Source organism: Serratia sp. GW822-FHT06D09 (assembly GCF_058799515.1).
The window spans coordinates 101,320-121,524 of the sequence record NZ_JBXALO010000008.1; the positions used below are offsets into that span (position 1 = coordinate 101,320).

Annotated in this window: 19 protein-coding genes and 1 pseudogene; 8 read left to right on the forward strand and 12 right to left on the reverse strand. The window is 57.7% G+C overall.

The features are described from left to right. Nucleotides 1–262: 262 nt before the first annotated feature. On the reverse strand, nt 263–2,521 hold the full coding sequence (locus AC1RKG_RS18760) for a molybdopterin guanine dinucleotide-containing S/N-oxide reductase (RefSeq protein ID WP_493183571.1): 2,259 nt from the start codon (nt 2,519–2,521) through the stop codon (nt 263–265). 219 nt (nt 2,522–2,740) lie between these two features. On the opposite strand from AC1RKG_RS18760, the gene galR reads away from it, so the two are divergent. Then, nucleotides 2,741–3,760 carry an HTH-type transcriptional regulator GalR gene (gene galR, locus AC1RKG_RS18765; RefSeq protein WP_020828407.1) on the forward strand — a complete coding sequence of 340 codons (1,020 nt, stop codon included), beginning with the start codon at nt 2,741–2,743 and terminating at the stop codon, nt 3,758–3,760. Here the strand turns inward: galR and AC1RKG_RS18770 are convergent. Continuing rightward, nucleotides 3,757–4,212 (reverse strand): GNAT family N-acetyltransferase, encoded by a 456-nt coding sequence (locus AC1RKG_RS18770; RefSeq protein WP_493183572.1) that lies wholly within the window; start codon nt 4,210–4,212, stop codon nt 3,757–3,759. The genes galR and AC1RKG_RS18770 overlap by 4 nt on opposite strands. A 151-nt stretch (nt 4,213–4,363) precedes the next feature. Here AC1RKG_RS18770 and AC1RKG_RS18775 point away from each other — a divergent pair, with 151 nt between their 5' ends. The 3 genes and pseudogenes from AC1RKG_RS18775 (at nt 4,364) to AC1RKG_RS18785 (ending at nt 6,167) form a co-directional block, all read left to right on the forward strand. Then, complete coding sequence (locus AC1RKG_RS18775) at nt 4,364–5,374, forward strand: LacI family DNA-binding transcriptional regulator (RefSeq protein WP_116691841.1); 1,011 nt, start codon at nt 4,364–4,366, stop codon at nt 5,372–5,374. Nucleotides 5,375–5,513: 139 nt separating this feature from the next. Then, nucleotides 5,514–5,859, forward strand: a pseudogene (locus AC1RKG_RS18780) (type II toxin-antitoxin system RelE/ParE family toxin). A 5-nt stretch (nt 5,860–5,864) separates the two neighbouring features. Further along, complete coding sequence (locus AC1RKG_RS18785; RefSeq protein ID WP_149573996.1) at nt 5,865–6,167, forward strand: helix-turn-helix domain-containing protein; 303 nt, start codon at nt 5,865–5,867, stop codon at nt 6,165–6,167. A gap of 30 nt (nt 6,168–6,197) precedes the next feature. Here AC1RKG_RS18785 and lysA read toward each other — a convergent pair whose 3' ends face one another. Then, on the reverse strand, nt 6,198–7,460 hold the full coding sequence (gene lysA, locus AC1RKG_RS18790; RefSeq protein WP_046372748.1) for a diaminopimelate decarboxylase: 1,263 nt from the start codon (nt 7,458–7,460) through the stop codon (nt 6,198–6,200). 126 nt (nt 7,461–7,586) lie between these two features. Here lysA and AC1RKG_RS18795 point away from each other — a divergent pair, with 126 nt between their 5' ends. Next, complete coding sequence (locus AC1RKG_RS18795; protein ID WP_493183573.1) at nt 7,587–8,510, forward strand: LysR family transcriptional regulator; 924 nt, start codon at nt 7,587–7,589, stop codon at nt 8,508–8,510. On the opposite strand, the gene AC1RKG_RS18800 is transcribed toward AC1RKG_RS18795, so the two are convergent. Next, nucleotides 8,500–9,654, reverse strand: coding sequence for an MFS transporter (locus AC1RKG_RS18800; protein WP_046372746.1), 1,155 nt, complete (start codon nt 9,652–9,654; stop codon nt 8,500–8,502). The genes AC1RKG_RS18795 and AC1RKG_RS18800 overlap by 11 nt on opposite strands. Before the next feature lie 317 nt (nt 9,655–9,971). Further along, a complete protein-coding gene (locus tag AC1RKG_RS18805; RefSeq protein ID WP_142814505.1) occupies nt 9,972–10,880 on the reverse strand; it encodes a LysR family transcriptional regulator in 909 nt (302 codons plus the stop codon). Nucleotides 10,881–10,988: 108 nt separating this feature from the next. Here AC1RKG_RS18805 and AC1RKG_RS18810 point away from each other — a divergent pair, with 108 nt between their 5' ends. After that, nucleotides 10,989–11,873 (forward strand): MBL fold metallo-hydrolase, encoded by an 885-nt coding sequence (locus tag AC1RKG_RS18810; protein ID WP_020828416.1) that lies wholly within the window; start codon nt 10,989–10,991, stop codon nt 11,871–11,873. Between the two features lie 77 nt (nt 11,874–11,950). Beyond that, nucleotides 11,951–12,601: a DsbA family protein gene (locus AC1RKG_RS18815; protein WP_116691837.1), complete on the forward strand. Its 651-nt coding sequence runs from the start codon at nt 11,951–11,953 to the stop codon at nt 12,599–12,601. A 49-nt stretch (nt 12,602–12,650) separates the two neighbouring features. On the opposite strand, the gene AC1RKG_RS18820 is transcribed toward AC1RKG_RS18815, so the two are convergent. Beyond that, nucleotides 12,651–13,358, reverse strand: a complete 708-nt coding sequence (locus AC1RKG_RS18820) for a tetratricopeptide repeat protein (protein ID WP_493183574.1) — start codon at nt 13,356–13,358, stop codon at nt 12,651–12,653. A gap of 191 nt (nt 13,359–13,549) precedes the next feature. Between AC1RKG_RS18820 and AC1RKG_RS18825 the strand changes: the two genes are divergently transcribed. After that, nucleotides 13,550–15,286 carry an ABC transporter ATP-binding protein/permease gene (locus AC1RKG_RS18825; protein ID WP_201896044.1) on the forward strand — a complete coding sequence of 579 codons (1,737 nt, stop codon included), beginning with the start codon at nt 13,550–13,552 and terminating at the stop codon, nt 15,284–15,286. Nucleotides 15,287–15,325: 39 nt separating this feature from the next. Here the strand turns inward: AC1RKG_RS18825 and agaF are convergent, their stop codons facing one another. The 6 genes from agaF to agaR are packed head-to-tail and all read right to left on the reverse strand — an operon-like array spanning nt 15,326 to nt 20,006. Continuing rightward, the gene (gene agaF, locus AC1RKG_RS18830) at nt 15,326–15,760 is read right to left on the reverse strand and encodes a PTS galactosamine/N-acetylgalactosamine transporter subunit IIA (protein WP_129941029.1); all 435 of its coding nucleotides are present in this window, start codon (nt 15,758–15,760) and stop codon (nt 15,326–15,328) included. Between the two features lie 10 nt (nt 15,761–15,770). Then, nucleotides 15,771–16,664, reverse strand: coding sequence for a PTS system mannose/fructose/sorbose family transporter subunit IID (locus AC1RKG_RS18835; RefSeq protein ID WP_046372743.1), 894 nt, complete (start codon nt 16,662–16,664; stop codon nt 15,771–15,773). After that, complete coding sequence (gene agaW / locus AC1RKG_RS18840) at nt 16,654–17,433, reverse strand: PTS N-acetylgalactosamine transporter subunit IIC (RefSeq protein WP_020828422.1); 780 nt, start codon at nt 17,431–17,433, stop codon at nt 16,654–16,656. Before agaW ends, AC1RKG_RS18835 begins: the two co-directional genes overlap by 11 nt. Before the next feature lie 14 nt (nt 17,434–17,447). Continuing rightward, entirely contained in the window at nt 17,448–17,924 is a 477-nt protein-coding gene (gene agaV / locus AC1RKG_RS18845; RefSeq protein ID WP_116691835.1) for a PTS N-acetylgalactosamine transporter subunit IIB, read from the reverse strand. Between the two features lies 1 nt (nt 17,925). Next, nucleotides 17,926–19,209, reverse strand: a complete 1,284-nt coding sequence (locus tag AC1RKG_RS18850) for a D-tagatose-bisphosphate aldolase, class II, non-catalytic subunit (protein ID WP_130016953.1) — start codon at nt 19,207–19,209, stop codon at nt 17,926–17,928. A 23-nt stretch (nt 19,210–19,232) separates the two neighbouring features. Next, nucleotides 19,233–20,006, reverse strand: a complete 774-nt coding sequence (agaR, locus tag AC1RKG_RS18855; RefSeq protein ID WP_012146552.1) for a transcriptional repressor AgaR — start codon at nt 20,004–20,006, stop codon at nt 19,233–19,235. Between the last annotated feature and the right edge of the window lie 199 nt (nt 20,007–20,205).

The window sequence follows — 20,205 nt, forward strand, 5'->3', positions numbered from 1 at the left end:
TCAGATTTTACGCAGGCGGGACGGAGGGGGATCGGGCAAAAAAAAACCTACGCATCTGCGTAGGTTGGTGCAAATTAATATGGGCTCAACAAACAAGTTGCTGAAACTCACCAATCAATACCTCTGGGACGTTTAATTTACCCCGTTGAGCCGAAAACCAGCCAGCGGCCAATCGAAACATTAGGGCGCAAAGTGTAACCAGCGGTGTATCCCCAAGGCCTTTCAAGCCACAGCGAGCTCGCCTTGCCGTGGGGCTGGATGTTTATCGTACGCTCACTTCTACCAGGCAGCTCATGGCGTTCGGCCCTTGAGTCAATGGTGAGGTACCGATATCCAGCGTTAACACGTTCGGGTTGCCGGACTGTTCCACCTGCAGGCGCTCGGCACCAAAACCTGGGTCAAACCAGGCGCCGGTTGCCATCAGCACTACGCCCTGGGTGACGCCGTCGGTGATCGCAACACCTGCCAGGCAATTGCCACGCGCGTTGCTGACCTGTACCTCCGCCCCCTCGGCAATGCCGCGCCTGGCTGCATCTTCCGGGTGCATATACAGCGTTTCGCGTCCGGCCGTTTTATTGCCCTGCGCCAGCGGCGCCGGATCCATCTGGCTGTGCAGGCGATCGCTCGGTTGGATAGATATCAGGTGCAATGGCCACTCTTTGGCCTCCGGTGCCCCCAGCCACTCGACTGGCGGCTGCCACTGCGGATGCGGGGCAAAATCGGCATAGCGATAACCGGCGATTTTCTCGCTGAACAACTCAATCTTGCCGCTCGGCGTTTGCAGCGGATTGGCCTGCGGATCGGCACGAAAATCGTCGAAGAACACGAATTCTTTCGCCGGTGCCGGCAGCTCGATATAGCCTTTGCGCCAGAAATCCTCAAACTCGGGCCATTCTACGCCGGTCCCCGCCTGCGCCTGGCCGCATTGTTGATAGATAGATTCGATCCAGGCCCGCTCGTCGCGGTTTTCGGTGAACTGCTCGCGGTAACCGAGCCGCTCCGCCAGATCGGCAAAAATATCAAAGTCGTTACGTGCCTGATGCTGTGGCGCAATGGCCTGATGCATCGCCAATACGTAGCGATCGCGCGATGAACCGCCGATATCGTTACGTTCCAGCGAGGTGGTAACCGGCAGCACAATGTCCGCCATCTTGGCCGCCGGCGTCCACCAGATATCCTGCACTATCACCGTATCCGGTTTTTGCCAGCCTTCCACCAGCCGGTTTAACTGCTGGTGATGATGGAACGGGTTGCCGCCGGCCCAGTGCACCAAATGAATATCCGGATACTGGTGCGTCTCGCCACGGAACTGATAGGAGCCGCCGGGTTGCAACAGCATGTCGCAGATACGCGCCACCGGGATGGCTAGCCCGCAAGGGTTGGCGCCGACCGGCATCATGGGTCCCGGCGTATCCACCCGCGGGTTGCCGACCCCGTTCATCGAGCCGTGACCAAAGGAGAAACCGCCCCCCGGCAGCCCCACCTGGCCGAGCATCGCCGACAGGGCAATCATCATCCAGTAGGGTTGTTCACCGCGATGGGCACGCTGAACCGAATAGGAACAGGTGATAAAACTGCGCACGCCGATCAGTTGCTGCGCCAGCAAACCGATACGCGCCGCCGGAATGCCGGTGATGGCACTGGCCCATTCGGGCGTTTTTGCCACGCCGTCGTCGGTGCCGCGCAGATAATCCGCCAACTGGCTATAGCCGGTGCAGTGGCTATAGAGGAAAGCTTCATCCTGAGCGCCACGGCGCTGGATTTCATACGCCAGGGCCAGCATCAGCGCCACGTCGGTATTCGGGCGAATTGGGATCCATTCGGCATTAACAAATTCCGGGCAGTCATCACGCATCGGGCTGATGTTGATCACCGGAGTGCCTTTTTTCACCAGCTTTTGCAGCCAGGGTTTGAGCGAGTGCTCCGCCGCACCGCCGGAAGAGACCTGGGCATTTTTCAACGCCAGGCCGCCGAAGGCCACAAACAGCTCGCAGTGCTCAACCACGCTGGGCCAACTGGTGACACGGCCGGTCAATGGGGTGAAAGTGCCGATCACATACGGCAGGAAAAACTGGGCCGCTCCCCAGCTGTAGTTGCCCAACTGATCGACACCGCCGCCGCCAGCAAAATAAAAACGGCGCACCAGCGAACGAGCGTGGTGCAGGCGCCCGGCAGATGACCAGCCATAGGAACCGGTAAACAAGCCGGAGGGGCCGTAGCGATCGCGCACGCGCCGGTTCTCTTCCGCCACCAGATCGAGCGCCAGATCCCAATCCACTTCGACAAAATCCTCGCGGCCACGTAGCGTACGGTCGCTGCCTTCACGCTTTTGCAGCCAGGAACGGCGCACGGACGGCTTGCGGATGCGCTTGTCGGAATAGGCCATCGGCGCGATGGAGTCGAGCATTGGGGAAGGATCCGGATCGTCGGCAAACGGCTCACAACGGATAAGCCTGCCGTCTTCAACCACGGCGGTGTAGGCGCCCCAGTGAGCGAGTTGCGGATAGCGTTTAATCGACATGGTGTTCTCAGCCAAAAATGGATGCCCAAAAATAGCATTAGCCGACGCGCCACGCCAAAGCACAAATGGCTCTATCACTGAGCGGCGCAGGTCTAAGCTCGGGGTAAATTGCCCATATCTGCAACAGCCGCCACAAGTTACGATCGCCAGCGCTTGCAGCCCCGGGCTTTTTCCGCAAGACTGAGGGATGTAAGCGATTACCCAGGATGTATGACAGATATGGCTACCATAAAGGATGTTGCCAGGCTGGCGGGTGTTTCCGTGGCCACGGTATCCCGCGTAATAAACAATTCTCCCAAGGCTAGCGAAGGCTCACGCACCGCCGTGCTGGCCGCGATGGAACAACTGCAGTATCACCCAAACGCCAATGCCCGCGCGCTGGCGCAGCAATCGACCGAAACGCTCGGGCTGATCGTTTCCGACGTCTCCGATCCCTTCTTTGGTGCCATGGTCAAGGCCGTGGAGCAGGTGGCCTACGCCACCCACAATTTCCTACTGATTGGCAACGGTTACCACGAGGCGGAAAAAGAGCGTCAGGCGATTGAACAGCTGGTACGCCACCGTTGTGCCGCGCTGGTGGTACATGCCAAAAAGCTGACCGACCGTGAGTTAAGCGGGTGGATGCAGCAGATCCCGGGCATGGTGCTGATTAACCGCACGCTGCCGGGCTTTGAATCGCGCTGCGTGGCGCTCGACGATCGCTACGGTGCCTGGCTGGCGACCCGCCACCTGATCCAACAGGGGCACCAGCGTATTGCCATCATCTGCTCCACCCACCAAATTTCCGACGCGGCGGACCGTCTGCAGGGCTATCTCGATGCATTGCAGGAGCACGGCATTGCGGTAGATGAAAAACTGATTGCCTACGGCGAGCCAGACGAGATTGGCGGCGAACAGGCGATGACCGAGCTGCTCGGGCGCGGTAAAAACTTCACCGCGGTCACCTGCTACAACGACTCAATGGCCGCCGGTGCCCTTTCGGTACTGAGCGACAACAGCGTGGATGTGCCGGGGCAGATGTCGCTGATTGGTTTCGATGACGTGCTGATTTCACGCTACCTGCGGCCGCGTCTGACCACTATTCGCTATCCGGTGGTGGCCATGGCGACCCAGGCGGCCGAACTGGCGCTGGCACTGGCCAACAATCAGCCGCTGCCGGAGATCACCAACATGTTCAGCCCGACGCTGGTGCGCCGCCATTCGGTGGCCAGCATCAATAACGTTTACGAGCAGAATTAGATCAACTCCCGGTGATACAGCCGCACCGGGCGATCGGGGTAATCCAGCGCATCGCCAATGTAGCGCCAGCCATGGCGCTCATAATAGCCGCTAAAGTCACTGTAGAGATAAAGCTCACTGAAGCCGGTGCGTCGGGCGTAGTCTTGCACATGCTGCTGCAACCGCAGCCCCAGACCGCTACCGCGCTGGCTTTCGCCGACATACAGCGCCGCCAGCCAGGGCGTCAGATCCTGCCGGCTGATCAAGTCACAGCGCCATAAGCCGACGGTGCCAACCACTTTATCGTCCTGCAGGGCGATAAAAGTAATGGGCAAATCGGCTCCGCACAGCCCGCTATCCACCACGCTGGCGAAAAATGCCCGGCTGCTTTCGCTGCCAAACGCCTGCCACAGCCAATCAATCACCTGACCGCGATGCTGTGGATAATCCGCCAGAAGCTTAATCTCAGTCATCTCTTCTCTCTTTTCCCATTGTCTGGCATCAGTCTACGGACGTTGCGCCACAACACAATCCCGGCGGAAAAATCCCACGCAGCCAAGGGGTAAGCCTATGCTAGACTGAGCGATATTTGCCACAGCGGATGTTGAAAGAGGTAAGCCACTGATGATCACCATGTTGGATGTTTCCATTCGCGCGGGGGTATCCAAAGCCACGGTTTCACGCGTGTTAAATGGCACCGGCCAGGTGAAAAAGAGCACCCGCGATGCGGTGTTCAAGGCCATGGACGATTTGGGTTACCGCCCGAACTTCCTCGCCCAATCGCTGGCAAACAAAAGCTCCAACAGCATTGGCCTGGTAGTGTCCAATTTCGACGGCCCCTACTTCGGGCGCCTGCTTCGTCGCGCAGCCAAGCTGATCGAGGCCAGTGGCAAACACCTGATTGTGACCGACGGCCACGACACGCCGGAAGATGAACTGCAGGCGGTACAGCTACTGGCGGATCGCCGCTGTGATGCCATCATCCTGTATACGCGTTTCATGTCAGAAACTGCGCTGATGAAGCTGCTGGACAGCCTGCCGGTGCCGATTATGGTGATCAATCGGGATCTGCCACAGGCGCGCGCACGCTGCGTGTTCTTCGAACAGCAAAAGGCGGCCTTCCATGCGGTGGATTATCTGATTCGGCAGGGGCATCGCGAGATCGCCTGCATTACCGGCCCCATCGCCACGCCAACAGCACAGGCGCGGCTGGCAGGTTATCAACAAGCGTTAGAGCAGCACCATATTGCCTTCAACGAAGCCCGCGTGGCCTACGGTGACAGCAGCGTGCAAAGCGGATATCAGGGCACCCGGCGTTTGCTGGCCGAGCATATCGATTTCAGCGCGCTGTTCGCCTGCAACGACGACATGGCGGTCGGCGCGATGAAGGCGCTGCTCGATGCGGGCAAACGCCTGCCGCAGGATGTCTCACTGTTCGGCTTTGACGACGAGCCCAGCGCCGCCTATTTGCAACCTGCACTATCTACCGTGTATCTGCCGATCGACGTGATGATCGAAGCCGCCATCAGCCAGGCTTTTCGCCTGATCAATGGGGAAGACACACAGCCACTCACCCCGTTCACCGGCGAACTGCGGCTGCGTGAATCGGTGCTTCCCGGGCCTTACGCCGACTGATCCCTCCGGGCGCTGTCGCAGATTGCGTACAGCGCCGTATTTCTTCAACGCCAATTTCCCTTCCCTGCCACCAATCCGCATATTGTCAAGACAATAACCTTTACGCTATATAGCTTAAAGACTATATTTGGAGTTTGACATGTGGCAGATCGTGACCGTCGAACGATTCGACAGCTGGTTTTTATCATTAAACAGCGATCAACAAAAAAGCGTGCTGGTAGGAATATTCAAAATGCAGGAATTCGCCCCCCTTGTTGGCGCGTCCTCATGCCGACACGCTGAATCACAAAAACCAAATACAGCATCTGAAAGAGTTACGTATTCAGCATCGCGGTCGGCCGTTTCGGATTTTCTTCGCCTTCGATCCGCAACGACAAGCGGTCCTGCTTTGCGGTGGCGATAAAACCGGTAATAAACGCTTCTATCAACAAATGTTGCCGATCGCCATCAGAGAGTTTTCACATTACTTGGCAACCCAGAGGTAACGTAAATGGCCAAACCCTTATCAGATCTGATCGACAAACTCGATCCCACCGTAGTTGAAGCTGCGCAACAGAAAGCGGACAAAGAAATTTTTGAACTGCGGCTGGCAATGCTTCGGGAAGAACTGGCGGTGTCTCAGGTGGAACTGGCCAAGCGGCTTGGTATCAGCCAACCTTCGGTCGCCAACCTGGAAAAACGCGGCAGCGAAATTAAACTCTCTTCACTCAAACGCTATATCGAAGCCATGGGGGGAACGCTGTCGCTGGAAGTTCAGCTCCCGAACGGCCAGCATCGACGGATGACGCTGTAAAATGGGCGCAGCAAACTGCGCCCAAAAGCATCAGATCATTTCCAGCGCAATCAGCTCTTCGATGGTCTGGCGACGACGGATCAGGCGCGGTTCACCGTTCTCAAACAGCACTTCCGGCAGCAGCGGGCGGCTATTGTAGTTTGAAGACATAGACGCGCCATAAGCACCGGTGTCATGGAACACCAGATAATCGCCAACCTGCACCGGCGGCAGCTCGCGGGTTTCAATACCGCCCCCGGCCTGCTGAGTAAAGACGTCTCCGGATTCACACAGCGGTCCGGCAATCACGGTTTCACGCAGTGGCTGGTGTGCGGTATCGCGACCGTCGGCCGGCAGCAGGGATATGTGGTGATAGCTGCCGTACATTGCCGGACGCATCAAATCATTAAAACCGGCATCCACCAGCACAAAGTGCCGGCTGCCCATGTCTTTCACTGCCCGTACCTCGGCGACCAGCACACCGGCTTCCGCCATCAGGAAACGGCCCGGTTCGATCTCCAGCTTCACCGGATGACCCAAATGTGCGGCAATACGCTCGCGGGCGCTGTTCCACAAACCAAAATAGTGTTCGGTATCGATCGCCTCTTCGCCGTACTGATAGGGGATCGACAGCCCGCCTCCGGCAGAAATCGCACTGATGTCCTGGCCGAGGTCGATCACCTGTTGCACCATGGCGTCACACACGCGCTCCAGATGCTGGTAGTCCACCCCCGACCCTATATGCATATGCACGCCAATCAGCTTCAGACCGTATTGCTGAATTTTTTCCACCGCCTGCGGTAAGTCGGCATACCAAATACCGTGCTTGCTGTTCTCACCGCCGGTGTTGGTTTTCTGGCTATGGCCGTGACCGAAACCTGGATTGATGCGCAGCCACACCGGATGCCCGGCAGAGACCTGCCCCAGCTGTTCCAGCATGTCGATCGAACCGACGTTGACCGGGATTTTCAATTCGCTGACGCGAGCCAGAGTCGCGTGATCGAGCACATCGGCGGTAAACACGATTTCGCTTGGTTCGCCACCCGGCTGAAAACCGGCCTGCAATGCACGTTCAATCTCGCCTAACGACACCGAGTCCACCTTGACGCCCTGCTCACGCATCAGGCGCAAAATATGAATATTCGAGCAGGCCTTCTGGGCAAAACGGATCACGTCAAAATGCCGCAATTGGCTGATGCGCTCGCTGATAATCGCTGCGTCATAGGCCCACACAGGGCAACCAAAGCGCTGAGGCAGCGCCAATAGGTTAGCGGCGTTAAGAGCGGTAGAAGTGTCGTGCAAAGCGCGTGGCATAGTGATGTTCCCGGTTCGAAAATGGTATGCCTTCAATATTGCCGCACTCTTTCTCGGGTGGAAAATATCTATTTAGCCAGAGTCTATTCATTTATGATATGGCTTTGTTCATGATGGAATCAGCCGATGCACGCGATAACCCTGCGCCAGATTGAAATCTTCTATGCGGTGATGACGGCCGGCAATCTGACCGAAGCCGCCGCGCTGCTGCAAACCTCGCAGCCCACCGTCAGCCGCGAGCTGGCGCGCTTCGAGAAACTGATCCAACTGCAGTTGTTCAAACGGGTACGCGGGCGGTTATCCCCCACGGTACAGGGCCTGAGGCTGTTGGAAGAGGTTCAACGTTCCTATTACGGCCTTGATCGCATCGTCAATGCCGCCGCCGGTATCCGCCAGTTCCAGCAGGCGCAGCTTTCGATTGCCTGCCTGCCGGTATTTTCACAATCGCTGCTGCCGGCGGTGTGCAAACCCTTTATCGATCGCTATCCGGAGGTCAGCTTCAGCGTGATACCGCAGGAATCACCGTTGCTGGAAGAGTGGTTATCGGCGCAGCGCCACGATTTGGGCCTGACGGAAAATACCCTGACTCCGGCGGGCACCGAGCGAATGACCTTGATGACGCTGAACGAAGTGTGTGTCTTGCCGGCCGAGCATCCGCTGCTGGCGAAAAAGCGGCTGACGCCGCAGGATTTTGCCGGACAAAACTTTATCAGCCTGTCGAACACCGACAGCTATCGCCAACTGCTGGATTCGCTGTTCAGTGAGGAAGGGGTTAATCGCCGGCTGGTGATGGAAACCCACAGCGCAGCGTCGGTCTGCGCCATGGTCAAAGCCGGCGTGGGGGTATCGATAGTCAATCCGCTAACGGCGTTGGACTACGCCAACAACGGTGTGCATATACGGCCATTCAGCGTTGACGTGCCCTTTACCGTTAGCCTGATCCGGCCGCTGCACCGCCCGTCGTCGGCGCTGGTCACGGCCTTTACTCAACATTTGCAGCAACAGGCACAAACGCTGCCCGCCCGTCTGGCCGCCGTGATTACGCGCTAGCCGGGCGCTTGGCGCGGCTGAACGTCACCAGACACAGTACCAGACCCAGCAACGCGATCCCCGCAGCGGCCAGCGGTACGCTGGTCAAGCCCAACCCCTGCGCTATCACGACACCGCCAACCCAGGCACCAATCGCATTACCGACGTTGAACGCGGCGATGTTCAGCGTGGACACCAGATTTGGGGCCTTTTTACCGTAGGTCACCACGTTGATTTGCAGCGCCGGTACGGCGGCGAACGCCGCAGCGGCCCACAGGAACAGGGTAATTTCAGCCGGTACCATCGAATGGCTGGTCCAACTGAACAATGCCGCAAAGCAGGCGATCACCAGGAACGTACAGGTCAGCGTCAACGGCAAGCGCCAGTCCGCCAAACGTCCACCCAGGATGTTGCCCAGCGTCAGACCAACCCCCATCAGCAACAGCGTCCAACTGACGCCATGGGAAGAAACACCCGTCACCTCGGTCAGTAACGGGGCAATATAAGTAAACAGCGCGAACATCGATGCGGCAAAGGCCACGGTCATCAGCAATGACAGCCAAATACCGCCGCCGCGCAACGCCGCCAGCTCTTTTTTCAGATCCGTCGGGGCCTCGTCCTTCACGCTGGGCAGCTTGCTGTACAGCGCCAACAGAGAGAGCACGCCAATGACCGCCACCGCCCAGAACGTCGAACGCCAACCCAGCGCCTGACCCAGTGCGGTACCCAGCGGCACACCGAGCACGTTGGCCAGCGTCAGGCCGGTGAACATCAATGCCACGGCTGAAGCCCGGCGGTTTGGCGGCACCAGATTGGCCGCAACCACCGCGCCAATACCGAAGAAGGCACCGTGGCACAAGGCGGTGATAATGCGCGCCAGCATCAGGAAGTCATAGCTGTACCCCAGGGCGCACATAATATTGCCGAAGATGAAAATCACCATCAGCAGCAACAGCGTTTTTTTACGCGGCAGCTTCGCGGTCAGCAAGGCCATGATGGGTGCACCGATAGCCACGCCAAGGGCATAGCCGCTGATCAGCCAGCCAGCAGAAGGAATGGAGACCTGCAGATCTCCCGCCACCTCAGGCAGCAACCCCATGATCACAAACTCGGTGGTGCCGATAGCGAATGCACTTAATGCCAGTGCGAGCAGAGAAACAGGCATGCGGAAAGCTCCCAGTCAACAAAGCCCCGGTGTCAGGCACTCGGGGCCGGTAAAAACACATAAAATTGACGGGCAGCCCGGCAGGCTGCCCGCGAAAAAGGGTCAGAGAGGGTGTTCAAAGAGCGGGCTTAACTGCTTAACCCTATAATTATTAAGTCTTATTCACGCTTTTCACGTTACAGAAATAGCACGCAATCCCGCGTAAAAACCAGTGGCAAAACGGCCGCTGCGCACAAAAAGCCATGCCTGGCTCGCTAACTGGTTGAATGCGCTGATGATGAAAAATGTGTAAAAATGTTACCCGTGTGTTAACGCTATCAGCGCAGCGTCGCCTGCCAATCCGGATCGTGGGCAAACCACTCCACCAAAAAGTCCAACATGGTGCGCAATGTCGCCGGCATCTGGCGGCGTGAGGTATAGATACCGTAAATCCCCATCGACTGGGGCCGGTAATCCGGCATCAGCTCAATCAGTTCGCCACTGCCCAGTAAAGGGGCTGCAGAATAGTAAGGCTGCATGGAAATACCCGCGCCTTGTACCGTGCCCGCCATCAACACCACCGATTCGTTGGCGCTCAGGTTGCCGCTGACCGCGACCGCCGACTTCACGCCCTGAAGGTCAAAATGCCACAGGCTTTTACCGAAGTAGGAATAAGTCAGGCAGTTATGCAGCGCCAAATCCTGCGGATGACGCGGCGTGCCGTGCGCCGCCAGATAGGCCGGGGAAGCGCAGACCACGGAAGCACAGGAGGATAATGGCCGGGCGATGAGATTGGGATCCAATTCGTTAGTGATGCGTAACGCCAGATCGATACGCTCCTCCACCAGATTCACCGTGCGATTGTTCATTTGCAGATCCACTGCAACCTGCGGATGGCGTTTCAGGTATTGCGCCACCGCGCCCACCAGCGCCGTCTGGCCCAACGATTGTGAACAGGTAATGCGTAACAGGCCACGCAGCTCGTCACTCTGCTCTCCTTCGACCAAATCGATTTCGCCCGCCAGCGCCAGCATCTGTCGACAGCGTTCCAGCGTGCGCTCACCGGCGTCAGTCAGACTAAGCTTACGAGTAGTGCGATGCAGTAAACGCGCGCCGGCCCATTGCTCCATTTGTGCCAGATAACGCGTCACCATCGCCCGCGACATTTCCAACGTTTCCGCGGCGGCAATCATGCTGCCACGGTCGACGATGGTGATAAAAACCTCAGCAGCGGTAATGCGATCCATGATTCGTCCGATTTACGCAATGAATAGTTGCTCATTATCCGGTTTTTCTATCGCTTTATGCAACCTAACATCTATACAACATTAATCGCATCCCAAGGACCTCTACCCATGTTTAAGAAATCATTGTTGACCCTGGCCTTTGCCGGCATCGCCACAGTAAGCACCTTCGCTACCGCCGCCAACACCCTGACGATGGAAGTGTATAACCCAGGTGAGAAAAGCGTGTTCCCGGTGTCTTCCGAAATCATCAGCGGCAAACACGAGGTCGCACTGATCGACGCCCAGTTCCAGCGTAACGACGCGGAAGCCCTGGTGAAAAAGATCAAGGCGACCGGCAAGAAGCTGACCACCGTATACATCAGCCATTCAGATCCGGATTTCTATTTTGGTCTGGACGTCATTAAAGCCGCGTTCCCTGAGGCTAAAATCATCGCTTCACCGGGTACCATTGAAGAAATCAATGCCACCAAAGACGGCAAAGTGGCGTACTGGGGCCCAATCTTGAAGGACAACGCGCCGAAAGCGGTGGTGGTGCCTCAAGCGTTGCAGGGTGACAGCTTCACCGTAGACGGCCAGAAAGTGGAAGTGAAAGGCCTGACCGGCCCGACGCCGGAACGCACCTACGTGTGGATCCCAGCGCTGAAAGCGGTAGTGGGCGGTGTGCCGGTAGCCGGCGACAATATCCATCCGTGGATTGCCGATAACCAAACCGTTGAATCCCGCGCGCACTGGCAGCAAACGCTGGAAGGCATCAAAGCGTTGAAACCGGAAGTCGTGGTCCCTGGCCATTTCCTGCCGGGGGCAGACCAGACGCTGAAGTCCGTCACCTTTACCCAGAACTACCTGACCACGCTGGAAGCTGAACTGCCAAAAGCCAAAGATTCTGCAGCACTGGTGGCGGCAATGAAAAAGCATTACCCGGATCTGAAAGACGAATCCAGCCTGGAACTGAGCGCCAAAGTGCTGAAAGGCGAAATGAAGTGGCCGCAATAAGCACGCCGAAACACCCAGGCCAAGGCGTTACTGCTACCCAGCCGCCGCAAAGGCGGCGGGTATAACGAGGAAAAGACATGACCGGTACGACTCTGCACTACATTTTCGATCCGCTGTGTGGCTGGTGCTATGGCGCAGCCCCGCTGGTGAAGGCGGCCAAAACCATTCCAGGGCTAACCATCGCCCTGCACGCCGGCGGTATGATGACCGGCAACAACCGCCGCCAAATCACGGATGAATGGCGCAATTATGTGATCCCGCATGACAAGCGCATTGCGGAGTTAACCGGCCAACCCTTTGGCGAAGCTTATTTCAATGGATTGTTGCGTGATACCACCGCGGTGATGGACTCGGAGCCGCCGATTACCGCCATACTGGCAGCGCAAGCGCTGGCGGGACGCGGGCTGGATATGCTGCACCGCATTCAGGAAGCGCATTACCAGGAAGGTCGCCGTATCGCCGACACGCCGGTGCTGGAAGCGCTGGCAAAAGAGCTAGGCTTGCCCTCTGCTCCGTTTATCGCCGAAATGCGGTTTAACGCCGGTGCGCCAACCGCGCAGCACATCGCGCAAAGCCGCGCATTGCTTGCCAAGGTTCAGGGCCAGGGGTTCCCAACTTTCGCTCTGCAAGACAGCGAAGGCCAGCTGCGCCAGATCCCGGCGGGCAACTATCTGGGCAACGTTGAGGCCTGGAAAGAGTTATTGAGCGGCGCCGCTACCTGGGCCTAATACCTGTTACGGCTGCCGGGTGTTCAAAGTATTGGATGCCCGGAGCTGATTATTCAACCCGTACAAAGTGTCCTTCCGCACGCACGTTAAAACCGAAACCACAATCCCCCTCGGTGTGCATGTCCAGACCATCGCTACCGAACTGCATCGCCACATCGCACGCCATCACATCTTCCGGTTCCCGCTGACGGTATACTGCTTTGCCGTGCTCTATCGGCAACGTCTGAGTGAACTCCCCCATATTCGGCCCGTAATACAAGCCCATCTGCGGCATGTAATAGCCAGAGTAAACGATCAGCCAGCGGCCATCTTGCGGCTTGATCTCAACCTCGCTCCAGACGCCACGCCCGGCATATTGCCAATACACTCCGCCCGGCCCGATCGGCGGCGTTCGTTTCGCCAGCCGCTCCTGCAACAGCTTGAGATTATGTTGGGACTTGCTGTCTTGTGGTGCCAATTCTAAATAGGCACGCGCCTTAAGCAGCTCGCCGGCGTGTATCAGCGCCAGCGCTACGTTGTTATAAGCAGTGGCCGTTGCCTGGCTATCCAAACCACAGAACTCACTCCAGGCGGCCTGATCGCGGAAAATATCTGCGGCGCGTGGGTAATCGCCACGCTGATAGGCATTTTTGCCCAACTCGGCATAGCTTGCGACCTTGTGACAATCGGCATCAATATCCGGCTCGTCAATCTGCGCCATCGCCTGGTCGCAGGCAAGCGCACCATAGGCCAACAGCAGGGGAACCCACGCCTTCATCACTTATCCTTTCCGCAGTAAACGAGCCAAATTTCGGCGCCAGTATAACCGCCAACCGCCACCGCATCACCCCTGACGATTCAGCCGCGATATTTCAAACGGTTAGCGGCGTTAAAACTGCTTACAGTCAACGTTTGTTTGTTACCTGTCCCCGGCCCATGCTGAAAAAAAGATTAAACCTGCGAGAGTCCATGAACGCTATCCCCACACCCAAACACGCCGTCTGGCAACTGATTAAACCCTTCTGGGTCTCGGAAGAGAAACTGCGGGCCTGGGCGATGCTGATCGCCATCATCGCCTTGTCACTGGGGTTGGTGTACATCAGCGTGCTGATCAACCAGTGGAACCAAGTGTTTTACGACGCGCTGCAAAATAAAAATTACCCGGTATTCAAGGCGCAGCTGTGGCGCTTTACCTATCTGGCGCTGATTTTCATCGTATTGGCGGTGTTTAAAATTTACCTGACACAGGGCCTGCAGATGCACTGGCGGCGCTGGATGACCGAAAAATTCATGGGTAAATGGCTGGCGCATCAGGCGTATTACCATACCGAACAGCAGCAAATCGTCGATAACCCGGACCAGCGTATCGCCGAGGATCTCAACGTGCTGACCCAATACACGCTGTCGCTTTCGTTGGGGTTACTGTCCAGCCTGGTGACGCTGTTTTCTTTTATCGCCATCCTGTGGCATGTCAGTGGCCCTATTACCTTTGTCATCAGCCAGCACGCTATTACCCTACCCGGCTATATGGTGTGGTTCGCTCTGCTGTACGCCGGACTGGGATCACTGCTGATTTGGTGGGTCGGCAAACCCTTGGTACAACTGGGTTTTAATCAGGAGCGCTATGAAGCGAACTTTCGTTTTGGGCTGATCCGCATCCGCGAAAATAATGATGCCATCGCGCTGTATCACGGCGAGCCGCATGAAGCACAGCAGTTGGGCGGGCGCTTTGAAGCCATCCGTGCCAACTGGTGGTCAATCATGCGCATCACCCGGCGGCTCAATATTGCCTCCAATTTCTACAGCCAATTCGCCATTGTCTTTCCGCTACTGGTGGCCGCCCCACGCTATTTTTCCGGCGCCATCCAAATGGGCGGAATGATGCAGATAGCCTCCGCTTTTGGGCAAGTACAGGGCGCTCTGTCCTGGTTTATCGATGCCTTTACCGATCTGGCCACCTGGAAAGCCTGCGTTAACCGTCTGGCCGGTTTTAACGCCGCCGTGGATCAGGTGCACCATCAACAGCGCGGCATTCAATTGCAGCCGGAGAATGAACAGCCGATGGTCCTTGACCGCCTCAGCCTGCAATTGCCGGATGGCCAACGCTTACTGGAGCCGACCTCAATGACGCTCAAACGTGGCGATCGGGTGCTGATCGTTGGCCCATCAGGCTGCGGTAAATCAACCCTGTTGCGCGCCATTGCCGGTATCTGGCCGTATGGTTCCGGTGCGATTGGGCTCGACGCCGCCAGCAGTACGTTATTTCTGCCGCAACGCAGTTATATTCCGATCGGTACGCTGCGAGAGGCGCTGAGCTATCCGCATCTTGCCGCCGAGTACAGCGATGAACAGCTGCTGAAAGCCCTGGATAACTGCCGCCTTAAACACCTTCAACGCTGGCTGGATACCAGCGCCAACTGGAGCCAACGCCTGTCTCCAGGTGAACAGCAGAGATTAGCCTTCGCCCGTGCGATTCTGACCCGCCCGGACATTTTGTTCCTCGACGAAGCCACCAGCGCGCTGGACGACGAAACCGAGCAACTGATGTACTGCCTGTTGGTGGATGAATTGCCGGATGTGACGCTGGTTAGCGTGGCGCACCGCAACAGCGTGGCGAAGTATCATCAGAGCTGCTGGCGCTTTAGCCGCGCGGAAGAAAGCCAACCGGCACGCATGGCACTCAGCCCATTGCCGGTTGCCGGCTAAGTGCTCGGGCGCAGCCTGTACGGTTGCGCCCGGCTTTACTCAGATGCCATCGGCCTGAACGTCCTCGCATTTCACCCGACGCCTTTCGTGCCACAGGCTGGTCAGCCCACGTTTGCCGCACGCCAACGCCACTTCGCGAAACTCATCCAGGCTTAGCCCATCGCGTTCCAGCATCATTTCCGCTGCCAGCTGCATATTTACCCCGGTCAGCACTTCGCAATCACCGCGCTGGTCCGCCAGTTCGCTGGCGCAGCGGAACGGCGATCCGCCGAGCATATCGGTGAGAAACACCACGCCGTCCGCCTGCGCCACTTCGGTTAGCGCCGCATTAAGGGCGCCCCTTAACTGAGCGGTGCTCATCTGCTCCGGGAAATTGACCGCGACGCAATTTTGCTGCGGCCCCACCACCTGTTCTACCGCCTGCAGCAGGCCACTGGCAAAGCTGCCGTGGCCGGTAATCACAATGCCTGGCATCGCCCTTTCCTCACAATAAACCGATAAATTTGCCCACGACGCCAATCACCACCGTCACGCCAATCAGCTTCACTGGCGAGAACCCTCGCTTCATCAGGAAGAAAATCAGCAGCGTAAAGCACAGCGGCAACAGATTGGGCATCAGTTTGTCCAGCACGTCGGTCTGCAACGCCACACTGGCCTTGCCGGCATGCATCACCAACGGGGTGGAAAGATGGACATAGGAAGCCACCAGCGCGCCGATCACCGTCATGCCGACAATCGAGGCGGCGTGTGATATTCGCCGGGTATGGGTTTTCAGCAGCGCCAAGGCGCTGGTGCCGGCCTGATAGCCATAATGCGCCAGCCCGAACCGCAAGCCGAAGTGAAAAACGTTAAACAGCAGCAGGAAGACGATCGGCCCGAACAGGCTGCCTTCCAGCGCCAACGAGGCGCCGATCCCGGCGCAGATCGGCAGCAGCGTCAGCCAGAACAGCGCATCGCCAATGCCGCCCAGCGGCCCCATCAGCGCCACTTTTACCGCACGAATGGTAGAAATCTTCTCCTTGTTCTGTTCCATCGCCAGCACCAGCCCGGACAGGAAGGTGACGTCGAACGGGTGCACGTTGATAAACTCCATGTGCATCTTCATCGAATTGGCCAGATCCTGCGGATTGCGATGGATCTTGCGTAATCCTGGAATTAACTGATAAAGCCAGCCACCGGCCTGCATACGTTCGTAGTTGAACGACGCCTGCAGCAGTAAGGAACGCCATGCCATGCGGTTGATATCGCCACGGGTCAGCGCCTCTGCCGGCTCGCTGTCGACATAATCGTCCTGGTCTACCTGACTGGTCGCCAGGGCCTGCGCCATACGCTGTTCCGCTTTTTGCGCCAGCAGATCGTCGGAATCATTAAATGCCATCTTCAGCATCCTCCTGTTGTACGGACGGTTTGGGCGTGTCCGCCCCGGATCGTTGGCTGTTAAAGAAATCGATCAGTGCGATCGCCAGTGCCCCCAGCGCCACCGCCAGGATCGGCAGTTTCAGGAAGGTGACGGAAATAAAGCCGAGGATGAAATAAGCCACGTAGGTTTTTTTCATCATCACTTTCATCAACAGCGAGAAACCGATCGCCGGCATCATGCCACCCGCCACTGCCAGGCCGTCCAGCAGCCAGGTCGGTGCTTTTTGCACCATGGCGCTGGCCGCATCGGCACCGAAATAAATCGGCAAAAAAGCCACGACAAAATAGAACGCGAACAGGATGCTTATGCCGAGATAATTCACCCGTTCGATACCGCGCCAGTTCAGCTCTTTCACCATCCGATCGCAGCGGTGCATCATCGGTGAAAACAGGGTAAACAGCAGCGTAATACAGCCCTGCACCGCGATAGAAAACGGCACGGCCACGCCGATCGCCACCTTGGGATCGGCCTTGGTCAGGATGGCAAACGCCGTGCCGATCACCCCGCCAATCACCACGTTCGGCGGCTGGGCGCCCGCCAGCGGCACCATGCCCATCCATACCAATTCCAGCGTACCGCCCACCAGCAGACCTGTGTACACATCCCCCAAAATCAGGCCGACCAGCGGCCCCAGCACCACCGGGCGATGAAAGTGGGTCAGGCCGTCAAACAGATCGACCCCCGCCAGCCCGGCCAACAGTGCAATCAATAACGCATCAGTTAACATGATTTCCCCCGAACTCAGAACAGCAGCTTGCCGACCGCCTCACCCGCTTCATCCGGCACCCGGCGTACCTCGCATTCAACGCCAAGCGCCGCCAGTTCGCGAAAAGCGGCGACGTCGCGCTCATCCAGCGAGACCGTTTTATGCACCTGCCGCTTCCCCTCGGCAAAATGCATGTTGCCGACGTTCACGAAGCGGATCGGCACCCCGCCCTGCACCAGCCGCAAAACATCCTGCGGCGTTTTGCACACCAAAAAGATTTTCTGGCGATCCGCCGCCTTGTGGATCACGTCGATGGTTTTCTGCAGCGTGAAGTAGCGCGTCTGCACCCCTTCCGCCACCACCATATCCATCAGGTTCTGCTGCACAGGATCCGCTGCCGCTTCATCGTTGGCCACCACCACCAGATTGGCGCCCAAGGTGTTGGTCCAGGTGACGCCGACCTGGCCGTGCACCAGTCGGTTATCGATACGAGTCATCAAGATATTCGGCATTTCAATGCACCTCCGGATAACAGGCGGCATGGTAGTCGTCGAGCACCTGCGTCACCTTATGCATTACCCAATCCTGCGGGTCGTTGCTCAGTTCACCGGCATTCAGCGCGCGGGCCTGATCTGGCAGATACTGGCTCAACAGCGCTAACGGCACCGGATGGCGGCGCAAGTTGTCGATCAGGCTATCTACCGCCTGCTGCACCTGTGGTTGCGGCCAGTAATAACGTACCCGGTCACTCAGGCTGTAGTGGCGGTCGAGATACTGCTGATGAGGGTTGCCATGGTAGTAACGGCTCCACTGCTGTGGCTGTTCGCGCATGACCTGCTCCAGCGTGGCGCACAGCTGCGCCGACTGATGTTCACCAAGCCATTCACGTTCAATGTGATCCAGTGCGAACAGCGCTTCACGCAGTGCGAAAGTCAGTGCCGGGCCGACTTTCAAGATGGCAAAATGATCGCCCACCAGCTGTCGATAGGCCTGCGGCGGTTGGTAATCCGTCGAGTGCGCCTCGTACACCATGCCCGGCTGCCGTTCGATAAAGCGGCTCAGTTCATGGGCCCGTTGCGGTTGATAGTGCTCCACGCTGTGATGATCAAACTCAACGCCCGGCTGCACCACCAGCGCAATGGTTCGCGTCCAGGCATCGACCAGTTCGGCTTGCTGCCAGGCCAGGCGATGGATTTCAAGCGTTTGCTGCACCGCCCGTGGCGTGGTGACCTGCATACCTTCCAACGCCTCCTGTGCGCCGCCCGGCACCGGCACTTCGGTCCCGATCACATACACCGGCGGCTCACCGCCGCTTTGCTGCCAGGCGCGTTCAGCAATGGCGCACAAACGTGCCGCACGGGCAGCGACGGTTTCATCATTTAGAGGGAAAGGATCGCCAGCGCAGGACATGGAACAATCGAGGTGGATTTTGCGAAAACCGGCGCGAACATAATCGTCGATCAGCGTTTCCGCCAACTGCATTGCTTCTTCTGCCGGCCGATCCTGCCAGGCGTTGGGGCCGAGATGATCGCCTCCCAGCCACAAACGATCGCGTGCCAACCCTTCCTCGTCCGCCAATCGCCACAGGGCGTCGCGGAACTGTTCCGCCGTCTGGCCGGTGTAGCCGCCAAACTGATTGACCTGATTCGAGGTGGCCTCGACCAGTACCGGCGTGCCGCGCGTTTTGGCCTGCCGCAGGGCCGCTTTAAGCACCCAGGGGTGAGCGGAACAAACGGAAAAGATCCCGACCGGTTTACCGGCCTTGTGCTGCTCAACAAGCTGTAACAACTGCTGCATGAATCCCCCATGCAGGCGCCGTACTACCGATCGGCGATGACTACCTCCACGCCCAACTCGGTTAACGCCCGCTCGTAATCGTCCGGAAGAAGGCTGTCGGTAATCAGCCGATGAATTTGTCCGGCTTCGCGAATCATGCAAAAGCTCTTGCGACCAAACTTGCTGGCATCCGCCACGGCGATAATCTCGCGCGCCACCTCGCACATCACGCGGTTGAGGTGTGCCTCTCCAGGGTGAGGCGTGGTGATACCGGCAACCAGATCGAAACCGTCGACGCCCAAAAACAGTTTGTCGAAGCGGTACTGGCGCAATTGCTGCTCGGCAGCCGGACCGTAGAGCGAGTAAGAATTACGGCGCACGCTGCCGCCCAACACCATCACCTCCACCCCATCATTACCGGAAAGCTCATAGGCAATGTTCAGCGCATTGGTCATCACCACCAGATCGCGTCGTCCTTTCAGGAACGGCACTATCTGGGTGGTGGTGGAACCGGAATCGAGGATCAGCGCGTCGCCATCACGCACATAGCTTGCCGCTACGCTTGCGATCTGCGACTTCACATCGCGGTTCAACCGTCCTTTGTCATGCAGTGGACGATCGAAGGCAAATTGCTGATTGAGCATTGCGCCGCCATAGGCCCGTAGCGCACACCCTTTTCGTTCCAGAAAGCGCAGATCGTTGCGGATCGTCACCGTGGATACTGCAAACTGTTTGCTGAGCTGCTCCACACGAACGCTGCCGTGTTCGCATAACAGATCGATAATGTGTTCACGGCGCTTTGCGGTATTCACTGGCATGAGCTGCGGTCCTCAGGTTTCCGGCCAGGCCGGGGAGAAGATGGCTTTCGCTCTACTGCGCAGGCATTACAGCAAAGCGAAAGCAATGAAATTGTGATCGCGGTTACAGCGCTGTTTTAGCAGAAAAAGTGGCTAAAAACCTTTCGAATCGAAATGAAGTGAAAATTAATGGCCGCAGCGAAAGGCAAAATGAAATGTC

Coding starts and splice junctions, on each gene's coding strand:
- AC1RKG_RS18760 (WP_493183571.1), bottom strand. CDS start 2,521: ATGTCGATTAAACGCTATCCGCAACTCGCTCACTGGGGCGCCTACACC.
- galR (WP_020828407.1), top strand. CDS start 2,741: ATGGCTACCATAAAGGATGTTGCCAGGCTGGCGGGTGTTTCCGTGGCC.
- AC1RKG_RS18770 (WP_493183572.1), bottom strand. CDS start 4,212: ATGACTGAGATTAAGCTTCTGGCGGATTATCCACAGCATCGCGGTCAG.
- AC1RKG_RS18775 (WP_116691841.1), top strand. CDS start 4,364: ATGATCACCATGTTGGATGTTTCCATTCGCGCGGGGGTATCCAAAGCC.
- AC1RKG_RS18785 (WP_149573996.1), top strand. CDS start 5,865: ATGGCCAAACCCTTATCAGATCTGATCGACAAACTCGATCCCACCGTA.
- lysA (WP_046372748.1), bottom strand. CDS start 7,460: ATGCCACGCGCTTTGCACGACACTTCTACCGCTCTTAACGCCGCTAAC.
- AC1RKG_RS18795 (WP_493183573.1), top strand. CDS start 7,587: ATGCACGCGATAACCCTGCGCCAGATTGAAATCTTCTATGCGGTGATG.
- AC1RKG_RS18800 (WP_046372746.1), bottom strand. CDS start 9,654: ATGCCTGTTTCTCTGCTCGCACTGGCATTAAGTGCATTCGCTATCGGC.
- AC1RKG_RS18805 (WP_142814505.1), bottom strand. CDS start 10,880: ATGGATCGCATTACCGCTGCTGAGGTTTTTATCACCATCGTCGACCGT.
- AC1RKG_RS18810 (WP_020828416.1), top strand. CDS start 10,989: ATGTTTAAGAAATCATTGTTGACCCTGGCCTTTGCCGGCATCGCCACA.
- AC1RKG_RS18815 (WP_116691837.1), top strand. CDS start 11,951: ATGACCGGTACGACTCTGCACTACATTTTCGATCCGCTGTGTGGCTGG.
- AC1RKG_RS18820 (WP_493183574.1), bottom strand. CDS start 13,358: ATGAAGGCGTGGGTTCCCCTGCTGTTGGCCTATGGTGCGCTTGCCTGC.
- AC1RKG_RS18825 (WP_201896044.1), top strand. CDS start 13,550: ATGAACGCTATCCCCACACCCAAACACGCCGTCTGGCAACTGATTAAA.
- agaF (WP_129941029.1), bottom strand. CDS start 15,760: ATGCCAGGCATTGTGATTACCGGCCACGGCAGCTTTGCCAGTGGCCTG.
- AC1RKG_RS18835 (WP_046372743.1), bottom strand. CDS start 16,664: ATGGCATTTAATGATTCCGACGATCTGCTGGCGCAAAAAGCGGAACAG.
- agaW (WP_020828422.1), bottom strand. CDS start 17,433: ATGTTAACTGATGCGTTATTGATTGCACTGTTGGCCGGGCTGGCGGGG.
- agaV (WP_116691835.1), bottom strand. CDS start 17,924: ATGCCGAATATCTTGATGACTCGTATCGATAACCGACTGGTGCACGGC.
- AC1RKG_RS18850 (WP_130016953.1), bottom strand. CDS start 19,209: ATGCAGCAGTTGTTACAGCTTGTTGAGCAGCACAAGGCCGGTAAACCG.
- agaR (WP_012146552.1), bottom strand. CDS start 20,006: ATGCCAGTGAATACCGCAAAGCGCCGTGAACACATTATCGATCTGTTA.